Below are 16,778 nucleotides of genomic sequence, written 5' to 3' on the forward strand. Positions count from 1 at the left end.
AAAGCGAAGCTCAGGCCGTCGAACGGACGAGACCGCGCAGCTTGGCCCAGCCGCCCTGGCTCAGGCTGACGCCGAGCAAGATCAGGCCGCCGCCCAGCCAGTGGTAATCGTGAATGGTTTCGCCCAGCAGCGCGCTGGCGATCACGGCGGTGAACAAGGGCAGCAAATTCATGAAGATGGCGGTGCGCTCGCTGCCCAGGCCCTGAATGCCGCGCATCCACAGATAGGGCGCCAGCACCGAGGAGGCGATGCCGGCGAAGGCGACCAGGCCCACGCCTTGCGGCGGCACCGCCAGGCTGTCCGCGCTCAGCGCCACCGGCACCAGCATCAACACCGCCAGCAGCACCTGGATGTAAAGATTGGTCCAGCTGCCGAAGGGCGGCGCCCAGCGGCGCAGCAGAATGCCGTACAGCGCGTAGGAGAGCGAACCCACCAGCATCAGCGCGTCGCCGCGGTTGACGCCGCCGCTGAGCAGATCCAGCGGCCGCCCCTGGCCCAGCAGATAGAGCACGCCCAGCAAGGACACAGCCACGCCGAACAGCGCGTGAGCGCCCACCGGCTGGCGGAAGGCGACGGCGTTCAGCGCCAGCCCCAGCAAGGGAATCAAGGCGCAGATCACGCCCATATTGGTGGCGCTGGTGCTGTGCGCGGCGTAATAAGCCAGGCATTGGTACATCACCATGCCGAGCGCGGCCAACACGGCGAAGCGGCCCAGCCAGGGACGGATGGCGCGCCATTGGCGCAGCGCCGGCCGCAGGCTCAAGGGGGTGAGAATCAGCGCGGCCAGCAACCAGCGGTAGAAGGAGATGGCGGCGGGGTCCAGCGCCTGGGCCGCGGCCTTGGACACCACGGTGTTGGCGGACCAGATCAGCACGGCCAGCATGGGAAACAATGAATACATGGGATGGCTCCGGATGCGGCTTTCGTCCGATCGGGCGGGCGAGAGCACAGAAAAGCATTGACAGTGCGCAGTGTAGCGCTGTCTGATTCAATGTATATAACGCAAACCAGACAAGACGATAGCGGGAAACCGACAAATTGGACTATTCCGAACTGGACCAGGGCTTGCCGGCGCCGGCGCCCATCCATCTGCGCTACGACCAGCTGACGCCGCAGACCGAGTTCTCGCCGCACAGCCACCCTTGGGGGCAGTTGAACTGCATCAGCCTGGGGGTGATCGAGTTGAGCCTGATCGAAGCCGGTCAGGTCGAACGCGCGCTGGCGGCGCCGGCGGAGTTTCTGATCTGGGTGCCGGCCGGGGTGCGTCATTCCGCCTCGGTGCGCCAGGCGATGCGCTACACCTCGGTCTACGTCGGCGCGGAGGAAGCCGCCGGGCTGCCCGCCCACCCCTGCCTGATTCCGCAAACGCCCTTGCTGCGCGCGCTGCTGGATGACTTCTGCCAGCGCGGCGTCACCGCGATCCGGGACCCGTGGGACCGGCGTCAGGCCGAGCTGCTGCTGGCGCGGCTGGCCCAGGCCGGCCACCAGGACAGCTATCTGCCGGATAGCCGGCATCGTCAGCTGGCGCCCATTCTGGCCGCCATCCGCGACAATCCGGCCGACGCGGCCACGCTGGCGCAGTGGGCGCGGCGCGTGCACGGCACCGAGCGCACGCTGGCGCGCCATTTTCAACGCGAGCTGGGCATGAGCTTTGTCCAGTGGCGCAACCGGATGCGACTGCTGCGGGCCCTGGCCTGGCTGCGCGAGGGGCGGCCGGTGCAGGACATCGCCGCCGATCTGGGCTACGGCACCGCTTCCGCCTTTATCGCCATGTTCAACAAGCAGTTGGGCTATTCCCCGGAGCGTTACCGGCGCTTGCTGACCGACGGCGCGCCTTGAGGGAGCTTGTTGCCCGTTTGGCATTGCGGCACACTGGAATGATTGTCAATCATAGAACCAGCCTTCTACGCCCCAAGCCATGAGCAAGAAAATCAAACAACTGGCCCGCCAATTGGGCGACGGCTGGAAGCTGCGCCGCCGCTTGCGGCAGGCCAGCGCGCTGAATTTCGCCTTCTCCGAGCGCATAGACTTTTTGAACGGACAACACTGGGATCAGCTGGCGGCCCGGCACGGGCTGCTGATGTCCCGCGATTACTGGCGCGCGCTGGAGCGGTCCGGGCTCGCCCATTTCGAAGTGCGCTACGCGCTGGCCTATCGCGACGGCGAGCCGGTGGCGGCGGTGGCGATGCAGCTGTTGGAAGTCAGCCTGGAAACCCTGCACGCCCATCCCGGGCCGCGGCCGGAAGGCTCGCTGCGCGCGGCGCTGGCGCAAAACCTCAAGCCCAAGCTGCGGCAACGGCTGCTGGTCTGCGGCAATATGCTCAGCTACGGCCTGGACGGCGCGGCCTTCGCCGCCGATCTGGACCCGCAGACCCGCTGGCAGGCGGTGGCGGAGATTCTCTACCGCATCCGCCGCGCGGAGAAGCTGAACGGCCAGATCCACTTCGTGCTGGTCAAGGACATGGACGAAACGGCGCGGGAAGACAGCCGGGCGCTGGGCAAGCTCAGCTACAGCACCCTGGAGACGGAGCCCAATATGGTGTTGCCGCTGGCCGAGGACTGGCGCGTTTACGACGACTACCTGGCCGGCATGACCTCCAAATACCGCAGCGCCATCCGCCAGCAGATCTTCAAGCCCGTAGAAGCCGCCGGCTGCGAGATCGGCGTGATGACGCCGGAACAGGTGGACGCGCAGGCGGAGCGGATGCAAGCGCTTTACCTGGCGGTGCAAGACAATGCCACGCTGCGGCCGGTGACGGTGAGCGCCGACTACTGGCGGCGGATGGCGGCGCTGGGGCCGGAGCGGGCGGAACTGCGCGGCTTGTGGCGGAGCGGCGCGCTGCTGGGCTTCCTGCTGGTCTTGAAAGACGGCGCGGAAGTCACCGCCGCGCAGATAGGCTTCGACCGCGCCGCGGCCAAGGAGCTGCCGCTTTACCTGCGCCTGCTGCACACGGCGATCGAGTCGGCCTTGGCCGCCGGCGGACGGCGGGTGATCTTCGGCCGCACCGCGCTGGAGCCCAAGGCGAGGATGGGCTGCCAGCCAGTGCCCACCTCGCTGTGGATACGCCATCGCCAGCCTGTGCTCAATTCGCTGATCCGCAGCAGCTTCGGCATCGTCCAGCACGAAGACGCGCCGACGATCAATCCCTTCAAAAAATAATGGCCCAGCCCTTCGCGCCGCGCGGCGGGGAGGGCGTGTGCATCTTGGTCGCGGAAAGGACCTGATATGACTCAAACGGCGAGCGCCGCCGCGGCACCCGCGCGCAAACTGAACCGGAACGATTGCAAGACGCTGGGCCTGGCTTCGCTGGGCGGCGCGCTGGAATTTTACGATTTCATCATTTACGTGTTCTTCGCCCTGGTCTTGGGCAAGCTGTTCTTCCCCCACGACATTCCGGGCTGGCTGCGCCAGTTGCAGGTGTTCGGCATTTTCGCCGCCGGCTACCTGGCGCGGCCGCTGGGCGGCATCGTCATGGCTCACTTCGGCGATTTGTTCGGCCGCAAGCGCATGTTCACGCTCAGCATTGTGCTGATGGCCTTGCCGACGCTGGCGATGGGCCTGCTGCCCACCTACCAGAGCATAGGGATATGGGCGCCGATCTTGCTGCTCCTGCTGCGCGTATTGCAGGGCGCGGCCATCGGCGGCGAGGTGCCGGGCGCCTGGGTGTTTGTCGCCGAGCACGCGCCGCCGCGCCGCACCGGCCTGGCTTGCGGCATCATCACCTCGGGGCTGACCATAGGCATTCTGTTCGGCTCCCTGATCGCGATGGCGATGAATCTGTTCTTCACACCGCAGCAGCTGGAGGACGGCGCCTGGCGGATTCCCTTCTTGATCGGCGGCGTCTTCGGCCTGGTGGCGATGTATCTGCGCCGCTGGCTGCATGAGACGCCGGTGTTCAACGAAATGCAGGCGCGCAAGGCGCTGTCCGCCGAGCTGCCGCTGAAGGCGGCCTTGCGCGGCCATCGTCTGGGCATGGCCGTGTCGATGGCGGCCACCGCGATGCTGTCGGTCACCATCGTGGTGGTGATTCTGATGACGCCCACTTTTTTGCAAAAGCAGTTCGGCGTGCCGCCGGTGGAGGCCTTGTCCGCCAACAGCCTGGCTATCATCGCGCTGAGCGTGGGCTGCATCGTCGCCGGCCTGGCGGTGGACCGCTTCGGCGGCGGGCCGGTGTTCACCGCGGGCAGCCTGCTGCTGGGCGTCAGCAGCTGGTGTTTTTACCAGACCATGGGGCATGACGTGAGCTGGTTGCGCCCGCTGTACACGCTGACCGGCTTTTTCGCCGGCATTGTCGGCGCGGTGCCTTTTCTGATGGTGCGCGCCTTCCCGGCGCCCATCCGCTTCAGCGGCTTGTCGTTTTCCTACAATGTGGCTTACGCGGTGGTGGGCGGCTTCACACCGGTCTTGCTGTCGGTGTGGATGGAGGCCAGCTCGCTGGCGCTGGCCGGCTATCTGATGATTTTCTGCCTGGTGGGGCTGGCGATGGGCTTGTTCCTGCTGGCCAGGGGGGATAGGCCGGGCTTGTCCCATCCGGTGCATTGAAGCGCGCATAGAAAAACGGCGGCGTCGATAAAGACGCCGCCGTTTTCTCATGCCAGGGCGAGCCAGTTCAAGGTCTGGCGAGCATTAGCGCGGCAGCTCGCTCCACAGCTTCAACAGCCGCTTGGCGGACACCGGATACGGCGTTTTCAGCTCCTGGGCGAACAGGCTGACGCGCAGTTCCTCGATCTGCCAGCGGAAATCCAGCAGCGCCTGGGACGCGCCTTCGGCTTCATTGTCCTCGGCCACCCGGGTTTCCCATTTCTGCCATAGGTCGCGGATTTCCGCGCCGCGCTGGCCGTCCCGCTGCGGGTTGGCCGGCTGCTTGTCCATGCGCAAGCCCATCGCGCGCATATAGCGCGGCAGGTGAGGCAGCTGGCTCCACGGCGTGGCGGCCAGGAAGCCCTTGTAAACCAGCTTGGCCAATTGCTGCTGCAACTCGTAGCCCAGCTTGTGCTTCTGCATCTTGACGCTGAGCGGGCCGTATTCGGACGCCACCTGGCCCAGGTACTGGGTCACCGCCTGGTTGACGGCCGGCAGCCGGGTGCGGGCGCGGGTTTTCTGCTCGTTGAAGGCTTTCTCATTGCGCGGCAGCGCGTCGTCGCCGATGAAGGCGCGGTCGCAGATGCAGGCGATGGCGTCGGCCAGCAATTCGTCGACATTGGCCACCGCGCGCAGTTGCAAGCCCAGCTGGGTCATGCCGGGCAGGCCCTTGGACAGCTGCTTCATCTGTTCCTTGAGCTGCAGCTGCAGCAGCCGGATCACGCCCTGACGGTGATGGCGCTCGGCCATCAACTGGGTGTCGAACAGGCGGATCGCCACCTTGTCCTGCTCCAGCGTCAGCGCCGGGTAGCCGGTCAGCTGCTGGCGGCCGCGGGCGAACTGAATGCTTTCCGGCAGTTCGCCGAAGTCCCAGCTGCTGACTTCGTCGCGCTCGAACTCCGCGCTGGTGTCGCGGAAGGTCAGCTGGGCGGCCTGGCCGAACTGCTTTTGCAGCGCCAGCAGGTCGCGGCCCAGGCCGATTTCCTGCTTGCCGTCGTCGATGACGCGGAAGTTGAACAGCAGATGGGCCGGCAGCTCCTGGGCGCGGAAATCGTCGATGTCCACCTTGACGCCGCCGGTTTCGCGCAGGATGAAGCGCGCCAGCTGCGGCGCGATCGGCTGCTGTTGATCCGGATTGACGCTGAGGAAGCGGGTGACGAAGTCCGGCACCGGCACGCAGCAGCGGCGGATCTGCTTGGGCAGGCCCTTGATCAGCTGTTGCAGCTTCTCGCGCACCATGCCGGGCACCAGCCATTCGAAGGCGGCCGGCTGCAGGCGGTTGAGGATGGCCAGCGGCACATCCAGAGTGACGCCATCCAGCGGGTGGTTGGGTTCGAAGCGGTAGCGCAGCTTGAGGCGGCCGTCTTCCAGCTCCAGCCATTCCGGGAACTGGTTTTCGGTGACATGTTGCGCGGCGTGGCGCATCAGTTCTTCGCGCGTCAGGTGCAAGAGCTTGGCTTCGGTCTTTTCCGCCTCCTTGCGCCAGGCCTCGAAGCTGGCGGCGTCCACCACCTCGGCCGGAATCCGTTCGCTGTAGAAGGCGAACAGCGCCTCTTCGTCCACCAGCACGTCCTGACGCCGCGCCTTGTGCTCCAGTTGCTCCACTTCGCGGATCAATTGCTGATTGCGCTGGAAGAAGGGCGCGTTGCTGACGTAGTCCATATTCACCAGCGCGCCGCGGATGAACAGCTCGCGCGCCTCTTCCGGCGCGATGCGGCCGTAGCTGACCGGCCGGCGCGGCACCAGGGTCAGGCCGTACAGGGTGACGCGTTCGCTGGCCACCACTTCGCCGCGGCTCTTTTCCCAGTGCGGGTCGAAGTAATGGTATTTGACCAGGTGCGGCGCCAGCTTTTCCACCCATTCCGGCTCGATCTTGGCCACGCAGCGGGCGTAGAGGCGGGTGGTTTCCACCAGTTCCGCCGCCACCAGCCATTTGGGCTTGGCCTTTTTCAGGCCGGAGCCGGGGAAGACGTGGAAGTTGACGCCGCGGGTGCCTTGGTAATCGTCGCCTTCCTGGTTTTTCATGCCCAGATTGCCGATCAGGCCGGTCACCAGCGCCTTGTGCAGGTTTTCATAAGCGACGGCGTCCAGCTGCTGGCGCTTTTTCTGCGTCATCTGCGCGTCCGGCTGCTCGGCGTCGGCGTGCGCCTGTTCGCGCTTGATCAGGCCCAGCTCGCCGGCGATGTCCGCCAGCTGCGCGTGCAGTTCGCGCCATTCGCGCAAGCGCAGATGGGACAGGAAGTGCTCGTGGCAGGTGTTGATCAGCAGACGGTTGGATTTCTTGTGCTTGAGCGCGTCGGAGAAGAAGTCCCACAGGTGCAGGAAGGACAGGAAGTCGGACTTCTCGTCGTTGAAGCGCGCCTGCGCGCGTTCGGCCGCCTCGCGCGCCTCGAACGGGCGTTCGCGCGGGTCTTGCACGCTCAAGGCGGCGGCGATGATCAGCACTTCGCGTACGCAGCCGAAGTCGCGGCCGGCCAGCAGCAGGCGGCCCACTTTCGGGTCCACCGGAATCCGCGCCAGCTCCTTGCCCACGCCGGTGAGTTCGCCCTTGTCGTCCACCGCGCCCAGTTCGGTCAGCACCTGGTAACCGTCGGCGATCAGCCGGCTGCTGGGCGCTTCGATGAAGGGGAAGGCGTCCACCTTGCCCAGCCGCAGCGCGGCCATGCGCAGGATGACCGCGGCCAGGTTGGAGCGGACGATTTCCGGATCGGTGAAGGCCGGACGCTGATTGAAGTCGTCCTCGCCGTACAGGCGCACGCAGATGCCGGCCTCGACGCGGCCGCAACGGCCGGCGCGCTGCCGCGCCGCCGCCTGGGAGATCTTCTCCACTTGCAGCTGTTCCACCTTGGCGCGCGGGCTGTAGCGGTTGATGCGCGCCTGCCCGGTGTCGATCACGTATTTGATGCCCGGCACCGTCAGCGAGGTTTCGGCCACATTGGTGGCCAGCACGATGCGGCGGCCGCCGGAGGGCTTGAAGATCTTTTGCTGGTCCTCGTTGGACAGGCGGGCGAACAAGGGCAGGATTTCGTAGCCGCGGATGCCGGATTTGCGCAGTTTTTCCGCGGTTTCGCGGATTTCGCGCTCGCCGGGCAGGAAGACCAGCATATCGCCCGGACCCTGGCGCGACAGCTCGTCGACGGCGTCGACGATGGCGCCTTCCATCTCCACTTCGCGCTCGTCTTCATCGCGCTGCGCCAGCGGCCGGTAGCGCACTTCCACCGGATAGGTGCGGCCGGAGACTTCGATCACCGGCGCGCCGTCGAAATGGCGGGAGAAGCGGTCGGCGTCGATGGTGGCCGAGGTGATGATCACTTTCAGGTCCGGCCGGCGCGGCAGCAGCTGTTTCAGATAACCCAGCAGGAAGTCGATGTTGAGGCTGCGTTCATGCGCCTCGTCGATGATGATGGTGTCGTAGTTTTCCAGATAACGGTCGGTCTGGGTTTCCGCCAGCATGATGCCGTCGGTCATCAGCTTGATCACCGACTTGTCCGACAGCTTGTCGGTGAAGCGCACCTTGAAGCCGACATGCTCGCCCAGCGTGGATTTCAGCTCCTGGGCGATGCGGCTGGCCACCGAGCGCGCGGCCAGCCGGCGCGGCTGGGTGTGGCCGATCAGGCCGTGCACGCCGCGGCCCAGTTCCAGGCAGATCTTGGGCAGCTGGGTGGTTTTGCCGGAGCCGGTTTCGCCGCAGATGATCACCACCTGATGGCCGTCGATGGCGGCTTTGATGTCGGCCAGTTTCTGGTTGACCGGCAGGGCGTCGTCGAAATCGGGCTTGGGCAGATGGGCGCGGCGCGCGGCCACCTTGGCGGCTGAGCGCTCGATCTGCGTCTGGATATCGGCCAGCTGCCTGTCCGCGGGCTGGTTTTTCTTCAGCCGCTCGGCGGCGTCGCTCAGTTTGCGGCGCAAGGCGTGGCGGTCGCGGATCAGGCAGGAGGGGAGGTCGGCCTTGAGTTGGGCCAGCAGCTGGGCAGCAGTCATCGGGAAAAGAACACTGGATTACAGGAAAGCGGCGATTATAACAGCTGCGTGGCGGTCCGGCAGGCCTGGATTGCCGGCCGGACGCCGGCGGAACGGCTTATTTGCGCTGGCGGTAGCGGCCCAGCTCCGCTTTCAGCCAGCCGGCGCTGGCCACCGGCTGCGCCGAGCCGCAACGCACCTGATAGGCCTTGCCGCTGATGCTGCTCTGGGTGGCCGCGCGCTCGATGAAGCTTTCCGCGTTGCTGACCCAGTCTTTTTTCAGCAGATACTGGTATTTGTCGTTTAGATGATCGCGGGCCTCTTTAGAGCCGTACCAACTGCCGTTGCGATTGAATTCGCAGCCGGATTGGGCCAGATAGTCCAATAGATGGTTGATCTCGTTCTTGGCGGCCGGGGTGGGCGCGGCGACAGCCGCGCCGGCGCTCAAACAAAAAAACAGCCAGATCGGCAGCTTCGGGGTCATGCTTCGCTCCATTGCAATTGGAATGCGCAGACTATGCGCGATGGGGCGGGGCTTGTCCAACTTCCGCGCCGCCTTTATGCTGTGCCGGTCTTCAGGGCGGGGTGAAATTCCCCACCGGCGGTATGTCGCGGCGAATGCCGGCGACGAGCCCGCGAGCGCCGCGCAGCCGTTTCCACGATGCGCGGGTCAGCAGATTCGGTGAGAGGCCGAAGCCGACGGTGAGAGTCCGGATGAGAGAAGACGCGCGCCAGGCCGTGAGAACCTGTTCAAAGTCTGCTGCGCTTCAGCGATACGGCGTTAAAAACGAGCTCAAAATGCTCATGTACCACTTGTACATTCCGCTTTTTCACTCGTTTTCGCCTTGTCTCGCCCTTGCTCGCGAGACTTTGAACAGGCTCAGAGAGCCCGGCGCGCTTTTGCGCGTCGGCATGGCCGTGCGCCGCCCTGGGGCGCTTTCCTTAAGTATTTACGGAGCCTCCACATGCAGCAAAACATCTACGACCATCCAGTCTTTTTCTCCCAATACCAAGCCTTGCGCGACAGCGACACCGGGCTGAACGGCGTGCTGGAGCAGCCCGCCTTGCGCGACGCGCTGCCGCCGCTGGCCGGCATCGACATCCTGGACCTGGGGTGCGGTTTCGGCGATTTCGCCCGCTGGGCGCGCGGCGAGGGCGCGGCCAGCGTCACCGCGGTGGATTTGTCCGAGCGCATGCTGGAACAGGCGCGAGCGCGCACTCAGGATCCCGCCATTCAATACCGCTGCGCGGGCATCGAGGATTTTCAGCCTCCGGCCGCCGCCTATGATCTGGCCGTGTCCTCGCTGGCCCTGCACTATGTGGAGGATTACGCGGCGGCGGCGGCGCGCGTGTTCGCCGCGCTGCGGCCCGGCGGCGTGTTCGCGCTGACGGTGGAGCACCCGATTTGCACGGCCAGCCCTCAGGGTTGGGCGCTGGACGCGGCGGGCGAGCCATCGCACTGGACGCTGGACGCCTACTTTCAGCAAGATGCACGCGCAAGCCGCTGGTTCGTCGACGGCGTGATCAAACATCACCGCACGGTGGAAAGCTATGTGAAAGGCTTGCTGGACGCCGGCTTCCAACTGCTTCACCTGGGCGAGCCCGCGCCGGACCCGCAGACCCTGGCGCATCGGGACGGTTTGCGGCCGCACGCGCGCCGTCCGGCCCTGCTGCTGCTCTCCGCGCGAAAGCCGGCGCGTTAGCGCGGCCTTGCCGGACTGGCCCGAACCTGTTCAAAGTCTCGCGCAAGTCGCGGCAAGGCGAAAACGGCTGAAAAACGGCATGGCTGTTTTCAACGCCGTATCGCCGGCGCGTAGCAGATCGCAAACAGGTTCTTAGAACCAAGCCGCGCATGCCCGGTCCAGCAATGATCGGGCAAGAATCAGGAGGAGGGCGATGAGAAGCGGATGGGTAGCGGGGATTCTGATTCTGGCCTTATCGACGGCGCCCGCCGTCGGCAAGACCCCGCCGGAACGTGCCGTCATTGAACCGGCCCACATCGTCGAGGCCATCAAGCTGCAGCAGGAGGCGGATGCCGCCAAGGACAGGCCGCCGCAAAACGGCGAGCCGTGGTTTACCGTATTGGAGGGCAAGCGTCCCATCATCGTTACCGCGCCGCACGCCACCAGCCCGTTCCGCGACGGGCAATACCGTTTCTCCGACGGCGGCGGCACCGCGGCCTTGGCGGCGATGCTGCACCAACTGGCCGGCGCCACCGCGATCTACACCACCCGCGCCTCGCCGTCCGACCCCAATTACGAAGACGACAACGCCTTCAAACGCAAGCTGGCGGCTTTGATCGCCGATCAACGCCCCTTGCTGGTGCTGGACCTGCACGGCAGCCATCCCTACCGGCCTTACGATGTGGACTTCGGCACCTTGAACGGGGCTTCGCTCCTGGGCAAGCCCTGGCTGCAACAGCGGCTGGAGCAGCGTTTGCGAGGGCAGGGCGTGCTCAATGTCTCCGACAACTACTTCGCCGCGTCCAAGCATCAGACCATCGCCAAATTCGCTTCGCGGCTGGGCGTGCCCGCCATTCAGCTGGAAATCAGCAGCACCTGGCTCACGCCCTCGGACGGGAATCTGGCCGCGCATCGTTTCTCCCAGCTCTTGCAGGCGCTGGTGCGCTATGTGAGAGAGGTGGAGGGCTAGGCAGCCGCGACACCGGCGCGGCGCTCAGGCGTCGTGCCAGCGGGAGCGGTTTGGCACGGCGCAGCCGATATCGGCCTCAGGCTGGTTTGGGACCGATGGCGAATGCACCACCAGCAAGGACGCGTCGTCCAAGATGGCTTCGTTCTGGCGGTGGCGCTGCAGCGCCTGCAATACGGTATTGCCGATCCGTCCGGGCCAGCCGGCTTCCACCGCCTTGATCACGCCGTCCAGGCCAAACATCTGGCCATTGTCCGCCTGGGCCTCGGTAATGCCATCCGAGCAGACGACCAGCGCATGCTCCGGCTTCAACATGCTGGTTTCCAGCGAACGGTCGAACTGTCTAGCCGCCAAAATGCCCAGGGGCGGGTGCTCGGAACGGAATTGCTTGACCTTGCGCCCTTGCGGATCAAACATCAGCGCGCAGGGAATGCCGCCGTTCCAGACCTGCACAGACTGCGCGGCCGCGTCGATTCCGATGAGGATGCCGGCGACGAAGCGCCCGGAGGGCAGCAGGCGGTGCAGTTTGTCGTTGATGGCCGCCGCGATGTCGCCCAAGGCCGCTTGCGCCTGAGCCAGCTCGTAAAAGCACTCCACCGCCGGGATGGCGCTGATGGCCGCGGTCAGGCCGTGTCCGGTGCAATCGGCCAGCATCAGGTATTCCCGATCTGCCGCGCGGGCATAGCAGACCAGATCGCCGTTGAACTGGGAAGCCGGCCGCAAATGACGCCAGACATGGGCCGGCAGTTCCAGTTGTTGCCGATTCAGCCGCTCGATCAGCTCCAAGGCGTAGCTTTGTTCGCGCTCATTGTTCTGGAAGTAGCGCTCCAGGCGCACCGCGTCCTGGTTGATCTGCCGCTGCATTTGGGCGATGCGCAAAAATACCTGGATCTTGGCCGTCAGCAGGTCCGGGCTGACCGGTTTGGTCAGATAGTCGTCGCCGCCGGCCTTGAGGCCTTCGATCAGATCTTGCTGCTGGCTCAGGCCGGTCAGGAAGATGATGGGCACCCAGTGTTCTCCGAACAGGGTCCGCAGCTCCATCGTGGCCTGCAGCCCGTTCATCACCGGCATGATGATGTCCATCAGGATCAAGTCGTAGCCGACTGTCTTACACATGGCGACGGCCTCCCGGCCATTGCCGGCGAGATCGCATTGATAGCCCAGGTCTTCAACGAAGGTGCGGACCATCAGGCTATTGGTGGCGCTGTCGTCCACCAGCAAAATTTTGGGCTGGGGCATGCTGTTTCCATTACGTGTCAGGAAAGGGAAGCGAGCGGCGCAAACGAGCGCAAAGGCAATTACATTGGCATTGCACTGTGGGTATAGCATATGTGAGGCGGCGATGGCGCACTGCGGCAATAAAAATCAGTCCGCGCGGCGGATTGGACTTTGCCCGCCGTCGTCAATTTCCGCCAGGGCGCGGGAAACCCCGTGCTAGTATGCGGGTTTTGGCGGCGCAAAGCGCGGCCCGTTTCATCCCAGAGAGCATTAGACCCCCGATCATGAAATTCGCGACGCACACCATTGCGCTGGCCTTGAGCCTGGCGTTGATCAGCCCGGCCAGCCTGGCCGAACCCGAAGACATGCCTTTGCCCGGCGACGTGCAGATGGCGCCGGCGAGCAAGCCCGCGCGCAAGGCCGCGCCGGCCAAAACCGTTCAGGCGGCGGAACCGGCGCGCACCAAAGAGCAAGCCAAGCCGGCGCGCCAGGCCAAAGGCAAGGCCAAGGCGAAATCCGCGAAGCAGGGCAAGCGTCAGACCAAGGCCATTAGCGCCAAGCAGACGCGTCACGGCAAGGCGGCGGCCAAGCCGGCGACAAAAAAATCGACCGTCAAAAAATCGACGGCCAAAAAGCCGCGTCACGCAGCCAAAACCGCAAAGCGCGCGCCGCAGGCCAAGGCGCCCGCTAAAAAAATCAGCAAAAACAAAAAGGTAGGAAAAAGCGTGAAGAAGGCGCATAAAAAGGCGCCGAAAAAGACGCGCTGACGGCTTGCCAAAGCCATTGAGGCAAGACATAATACGCCTCTCTTCGCCGGTGTAGCTCAGTTGGTAGAGCACCTGACTTGTAATCAGGGGGTCGCGAGTTCGATTCCTGCCGCCGGCACCAATAAAATCAAGGGCTTATAGAGTTTTCTCTATAAGCCCTTGGTGCGTTTCAGGGGAGTGCCGGCCACGTTGGCTGATATTTCCCACTGCGCCAAAATATCGCCGCCCCGCCGCTTCGCGCATTGTTACGCTTTTCCCCATACTTCTTTAGCCAAGAATCGTCATCATCCCTATAAACCGTCATAAAGCATTGTTTCTGTAGAAAAAATACTTTAGTCGGCTACTTATTGATGTAACGGCGACATTAATCGGCACGCCAATCGTTAATTTGACTCACCCCTTATGGGAGACTGACAAATGACTGGAGATGGCAATTTTCTCACTCCGGAAGGGATGAGAGTCGATATCGAAACAAGCGCGGCCGAAACGCTGAGAATTCTGAATCAGAACTTTCCATGGGCGCCGAACTTGCAGTTCGACCTTATGGCTTTTAGAGAGTGCTGGAATTTTGCAACGGCAAGAATTGGCTGGCTGTGGTTACAGACCCAAAGGGAACTGCAGTTTCATTTCAATTGGAAAGCCGGGCGAGCAGGTTTCTTGCAAGCCACACTGTGCGCGCTGAACAGCCTCGCGATCTACGAGGCCCGCACCTCTTCCAGTTGGACGGTATACGGGACCGCCTTCACCAGCGCTTTGGCCAATTTTTTCGCTTACTACGATAAGGGCCCAAGCAAAAGAAGCAAGAAAAAATTCTTTGGGATGCTCTTGGTTTCTGCCGGATACGCCTTTCTTTCGTATGCCGGTAGCAATGCCTATCAATTCTTGCTTGCCTATGACTCGATCGCATTTTCAATTTGCGTCATTTTAGTCGGCCACCATCTTGCCATCAGGGGATAGGCCCCTTTTTTCGAGGGCATAAAAAGACCCCAGCCAAATCAGGCTGGGGCTCATGGTCATAACAGGAGGCCGACATGAGGATGCCAGCTACTGCCTGTTATAGGCGGCCGGCATGCTTGTTCGAACTGACCAAAAGACGGGCGGCCATCATTGGCCGCTCATTCCGAGAACGCTCTCGGCTTGACGCGCAGCGGATTTTGAAACGCTTTTAAGCGGCAAAGCGCTTGCGCAGCCAGTAATCCGCGCTGACGTAGCGGCCGCCGCCGTAAAAGAACAGCACCAACAGCATGACGAAGTAGGTGGCGGCGAACTCCATCCCGTTGTTCAGGATGACCGGGTCGCCCAGTTCAGTAATGTAGTTGTAACGGCCGGGGAAGTTCTCCGCCAGCCAGGACAGGAAGCCGGCCAAGCGTTGGCTGGACTCCATGTCCTTGGCGGCAATGGCCAGCCAGCCGCGCGGCAGGTGCACCATAGCGCTGGCCGCGCTCATCAGCACCATCATGGGGATGGCCATCACCCGGGTGAACAAGCCGAGCGCGATGCAGACCAGGCCCAGCACCTCGGTGGCCGCGGCCAGAAAGGCGAACAGCACGGGGAAGGGCAGGCCCAGGCCGCCTTCGCTGGCCGGAGCGCCGAACCAGCTCACCGCCGCGCTGAAGCCGACCACCTTGGAGTGGGCGCCGACATAGATCACCGGCAGCAGATAGAGGCGGACGCCCAGCAGGGCGATGAAGTCGTATTGCTTGCAAGCCGCAAGCGCCCGGTCGAAACCATTCATTATCTTGGCAATCATTTTCGTATTCCTCATATTGGGCGGCCGGCGTCGGACGCCGGCGCGCGCATGTCGCGCATCTGTATCAAGCCGGTGGCGAGCGCTTCCTTGAGCCAGGTCCAGAGCGCGTCGGGCGGAACTTCGGCCGACAGCGCCGGATAGGCGCAAGGCGTCCGCAAGGCCTCCAGCAGCCAGCGATCTAAGGCGCCCAGCGGTTTCCGGATCACCTGATGTCGGGCGTCGCGAAAGATGGCGTAAGGGCCGGCAAGCCCGGCGAAGTCCAGCTGCAGTTCAAGGCAGGCCAGCGTGGGATTGAGCGAGAAAACGGAGCTTTCCGTCGCCAGCCCGGCGGAGGGCGGCGTCACGACGGCCTCGTCTATTTCCACGCTGAACAGCAGCCACTCGTATTCCAGGCATTGCCGCAGATCCGCGGGCAGGCCGGCTTGGGAGAAACAGAGAAACTCGGTGGCGATGTGGTGGAACTCTGGGCTGGACGAGGCGTGACCCGCCAAAAAGTCGTCGATGCGGCCGCGCAGCTGCTCAGCCGACAGCCTGGCGCAGAACAAGGGGAAGACATGGCTCAGCACTTCCTCGATATTGCCGCGCAGAAACTGGCGGTAAAGCTCGACGGAACGCTCGCCCAAGGCCTCCGGGCCGCCCCGCAGCCGCCGGCTGAAGGTTTCGATGTCCGATATCGCGTTCATGATGTCTCCTTTGCCGCGCTCAGGCGGCCTGGGCCGCCGGCAGGTGGATGCGGCGCCGCAGCGCGGCCGCTTCTTCGCATAGTTCCCGCCACGGCGGCAACTGGTTGTCGCGCTCCAGCAGCAGCGGACGGGAGCCGTGCAAAGCCACGGCGTGCCGGGCCAGTTCCAGCACCTCCTCGCATACGGCCGCGCCGTGGGTGTCGATCAAGATGCCGTCGTCGCGGCGCCAGTGGCCGGCGATGTGGAAGTAGCGGATGGCCTGGGACGGCAGATCGGCGATGAAGCGCCGCGGGTCGTAGCCGTGGTTGCAGGCGTTGACGTAGACGTTGTTGATGTCCAGCAGCAATTGGCAGCCGCTTTGTTCGACAACGGCGCGGATGAAGTCCGCTTCCTCCATCTGGCCGGCGTGGGCGTGGTAGTAGCTGATGTTTTCCAGGATCAACGGTCGATCCAGGAGGTCTTGAACCTGGCGTATCTTGGCGGCGACGCGCGCCGCGGCCGCTTCGCCGCGGGGGATCGGCAGCAGTTCGTACAAATAACCTTGCCGATCGCGGGAGTAACTGAGGTGGTCGCCGTGCAGGCGGATGCGATAGCGGTCGAGAAAGCGCTTGGCGCGCTGGAGATAGTCCGCGTCCAGCGGCAGCTCGTCGCCTATCGACAGGCTGAGCCCATGCGAGATCAACGGGTATTTCTCCGCCAGACGGTCCAACTGCTCGCGTTTGCGGCCGCCGATGTCCATCCAGTTTTCCAGCGTGATTTCCAGGAAGTCGATTTCAGGCTGCGGGGGGTGATCGGCCAGCCATTGGGCATGTTCGGCGCGCAGCCCCACGCCGACAGCCTGTTGATTTATTGTCCGCATACGCCCTCCACCATTTTTCCCTTGCCGGTTTGGTCGGAGTGGACGCCTTGGCCGGTCTTGCCGCACTTGCCGTCGCGGGCGCGCACCAATTGATCTTGCGGATCGTGCCGGAGAGGGGCTTTCTCATACATCTTCACCGTGCCGCACTTGCCGCTGGCGCATTTGCCGCCATGGCCGCTTTGGCTTTTCACCGCTTGCGCCGGCTGGCTGGCTTCCGCCGCCAATGCGGCTTCGGCGCTCAGGCCGAGCAAGGATGTCATGGCGATGGAAAGAATGATCTGTTTTTTCATGTCGGTTCTCCTTTGGGATG

General features: G+C 64.0%; 15 protein-coding genes, 1 tRNA gene and 1 riboswitch. Of the genes, 8 read left to right on the top strand and 8 right to left on the bottom strand.

Translation table 11 applies throughout. The annotated features are described in order from the left end of the window. Positions 1-10 precede the first annotated feature (10 nt). The gene (locus AB1Z25_RS10175) at positions 11-901 is read right to left on the bottom strand and encodes a DMT family transporter (RefSeq protein ID WP_107798985.1); all 891 of its coding nucleotides are present in this window, start codon (positions 899-901) and stop codon (positions 11-13) included. A 137-nt stretch (positions 902-1,038) separates the two neighbouring features. On the opposite strand from AB1Z25_RS10175, the gene AB1Z25_RS10180 reads away from it, so the two are divergent. The 3 genes from AB1Z25_RS10180 to AB1Z25_RS10190 all read left to right on the top strand — a co-directional run bounded on the left by AB1Z25_RS10180 (position 1,039) and on the right by AB1Z25_RS10190 (position 4,543). Next, positions 1,039-1,839: an AraC family transcriptional regulator gene (locus AB1Z25_RS10180; protein ID WP_486637160.1), complete on the top strand. Its 801-nt coding sequence runs from the start codon at positions 1,039-1,041 to the stop codon at positions 1,837-1,839. Between the two features lie 79 nt (positions 1,840-1,918). Next, positions 1,919-3,160 (top strand): GNAT family N-acetyltransferase, encoded by a 1,242-nt coding sequence (locus tag AB1Z25_RS10185; protein WP_486637161.1) that lies wholly within the window; start codon positions 1,919-1,921, stop codon positions 3,158-3,160. 66 nt (positions 3,161-3,226) lie between these two features. Continuing rightward, complete coding sequence (locus AB1Z25_RS10190; RefSeq protein WP_486637162.1) at positions 3,227-4,543, top strand: MFS transporter; 1,317 nt, start codon at positions 3,227-3,229, stop codon at positions 4,541-4,543. An 84-nt stretch (positions 4,544-4,627) separates the two neighbouring features. Here AB1Z25_RS10190 and hrpA read toward each other — a convergent pair whose 3' ends face one another. Beyond that, positions 4,628-8,563, bottom strand: coding sequence for an ATP-dependent RNA helicase HrpA (gene hrpA / locus AB1Z25_RS10195; RefSeq protein ID WP_107798989.1), 3,936 nt, complete (start codon positions 8,561-8,563; stop codon positions 4,628-4,630). Positions 8,564-8,660: 97 nt separating this feature from the next. Beyond that, positions 8,661-9,026 (bottom strand): YfeK family protein, encoded by a 366-nt coding sequence (locus AB1Z25_RS10200; RefSeq protein ID WP_107798990.1) that lies wholly within the window; start codon positions 9,024-9,026, stop codon positions 8,661-8,663. Between the two features lie 83 nt (positions 9,027-9,109). Further along, positions 9,110-9,272, top strand: a riboswitch (FMN riboswitch). Positions 9,273-9,507: 235 nt separating this feature from the next. Here AB1Z25_RS10200 and AB1Z25_RS10205 point away from each other — a divergent pair. Both AB1Z25_RS10205 and AB1Z25_RS10210 read left to right on the top strand, forming a co-directional pair. Next, on the top strand, positions 9,508-10,245 hold the full coding sequence (locus AB1Z25_RS10205; protein WP_486637163.1) for a class I SAM-dependent methyltransferase: 738 nt from the start codon (positions 9,508-9,510) through the stop codon (positions 10,243-10,245). Between the two features lie 193 nt (positions 10,246-10,438). Further along, positions 10,439-11,194, top strand: coding sequence for an N-formylglutamate amidohydrolase (locus AB1Z25_RS10210; RefSeq protein WP_253314270.1), 756 nt, complete (start codon positions 10,439-10,441; stop codon positions 11,192-11,194). Positions 11,195-11,218: 24 nt separating this feature from the next. On the opposite strand, the gene AB1Z25_RS10215 is transcribed toward AB1Z25_RS10210, so the two are convergent. After that, complete coding sequence (locus AB1Z25_RS10215) at positions 11,219-12,430, bottom strand: SpoIIE family protein phosphatase (protein ID WP_235088698.1); 1,212 nt, start codon at positions 12,428-12,430, stop codon at positions 11,219-11,221. A gap of 200 nt (positions 12,431-12,630) precedes the next feature. Here AB1Z25_RS10215 and AB1Z25_RS10220 point away from each other — a divergent pair, with 200 nt between their 5' ends. The 3 genes from AB1Z25_RS10220 to AB1Z25_RS10230 all read left to right on the top strand — a co-directional run bounded on the left by AB1Z25_RS10220 (position 12,631) and on the right by AB1Z25_RS10230 (position 14,133). Then, the gene (locus AB1Z25_RS10220; RefSeq protein WP_486637164.1) at positions 12,631-13,176 is read left to right on the top strand and encodes a hypothetical protein; all 546 of its coding nucleotides are present in this window, start codon (positions 12,631-12,633) and stop codon (positions 13,174-13,176) included. A gap of 45 nt (positions 13,177-13,221) precedes the next feature. Then, a tRNA-Thr gene (locus AB1Z25_RS10225) sits at positions 13,222-13,297 on the top strand. 296 nt (positions 13,298-13,593) lie between these two features. After that, positions 13,594-14,133: a hypothetical protein gene (locus AB1Z25_RS10230; protein ID WP_486637165.1), complete on the top strand. Its 540-nt coding sequence runs from the start codon at positions 13,594-13,596 to the stop codon at positions 14,131-14,133. A 208-nt stretch (positions 14,134-14,341) separates the two neighbouring features. On the opposite strand, the gene AB1Z25_RS10235 is transcribed toward AB1Z25_RS10230, so the two are convergent. The 4 genes from AB1Z25_RS10235 to AB1Z25_RS10250 are packed head-to-tail and all read right to left on the bottom strand — an operon-like array spanning position 14,342 to position 16,758. Beyond that, positions 14,342-14,926: an HvfX family Cu-binding RiPP maturation protein gene (locus AB1Z25_RS10235; protein ID WP_227108348.1), complete on the bottom strand. Its 585-nt coding sequence runs from the start codon at positions 14,924-14,926 to the stop codon at positions 14,342-14,344. An 11-nt stretch (positions 14,927-14,937) separates the two neighbouring features. Then, entirely contained in the window at positions 14,938-15,609 is a 672-nt protein-coding gene (locus AB1Z25_RS10240; RefSeq protein ID WP_486637166.1) for an HvfC/BufC family peptide modification chaperone, read from the bottom strand. Between the two features lie 19 nt (positions 15,610-15,628). Continuing rightward, positions 15,629-16,468 (bottom strand): MbnB/TglH/ChrH family RiPP precursor modification enzyme, encoded by an 840-nt coding sequence (locus AB1Z25_RS10245; protein WP_486637167.1) that lies wholly within the window; start codon positions 16,466-16,468, stop codon positions 15,629-15,631. Beyond that, entirely contained in the window at positions 16,456-16,758 is a 303-nt protein-coding gene (locus AB1Z25_RS10250; protein ID WP_107800000.1) for a hypothetical protein, read from the bottom strand. The genes AB1Z25_RS10245 and AB1Z25_RS10250 overlap by 13 nt, the downstream gene beginning before the upstream one ends. Between the last annotated feature and the right edge of the window lie 20 nt (positions 16,759-16,778).

It is taken from the genome of Chromobacterium sp. HL1 (assembly GCF_057418835.1).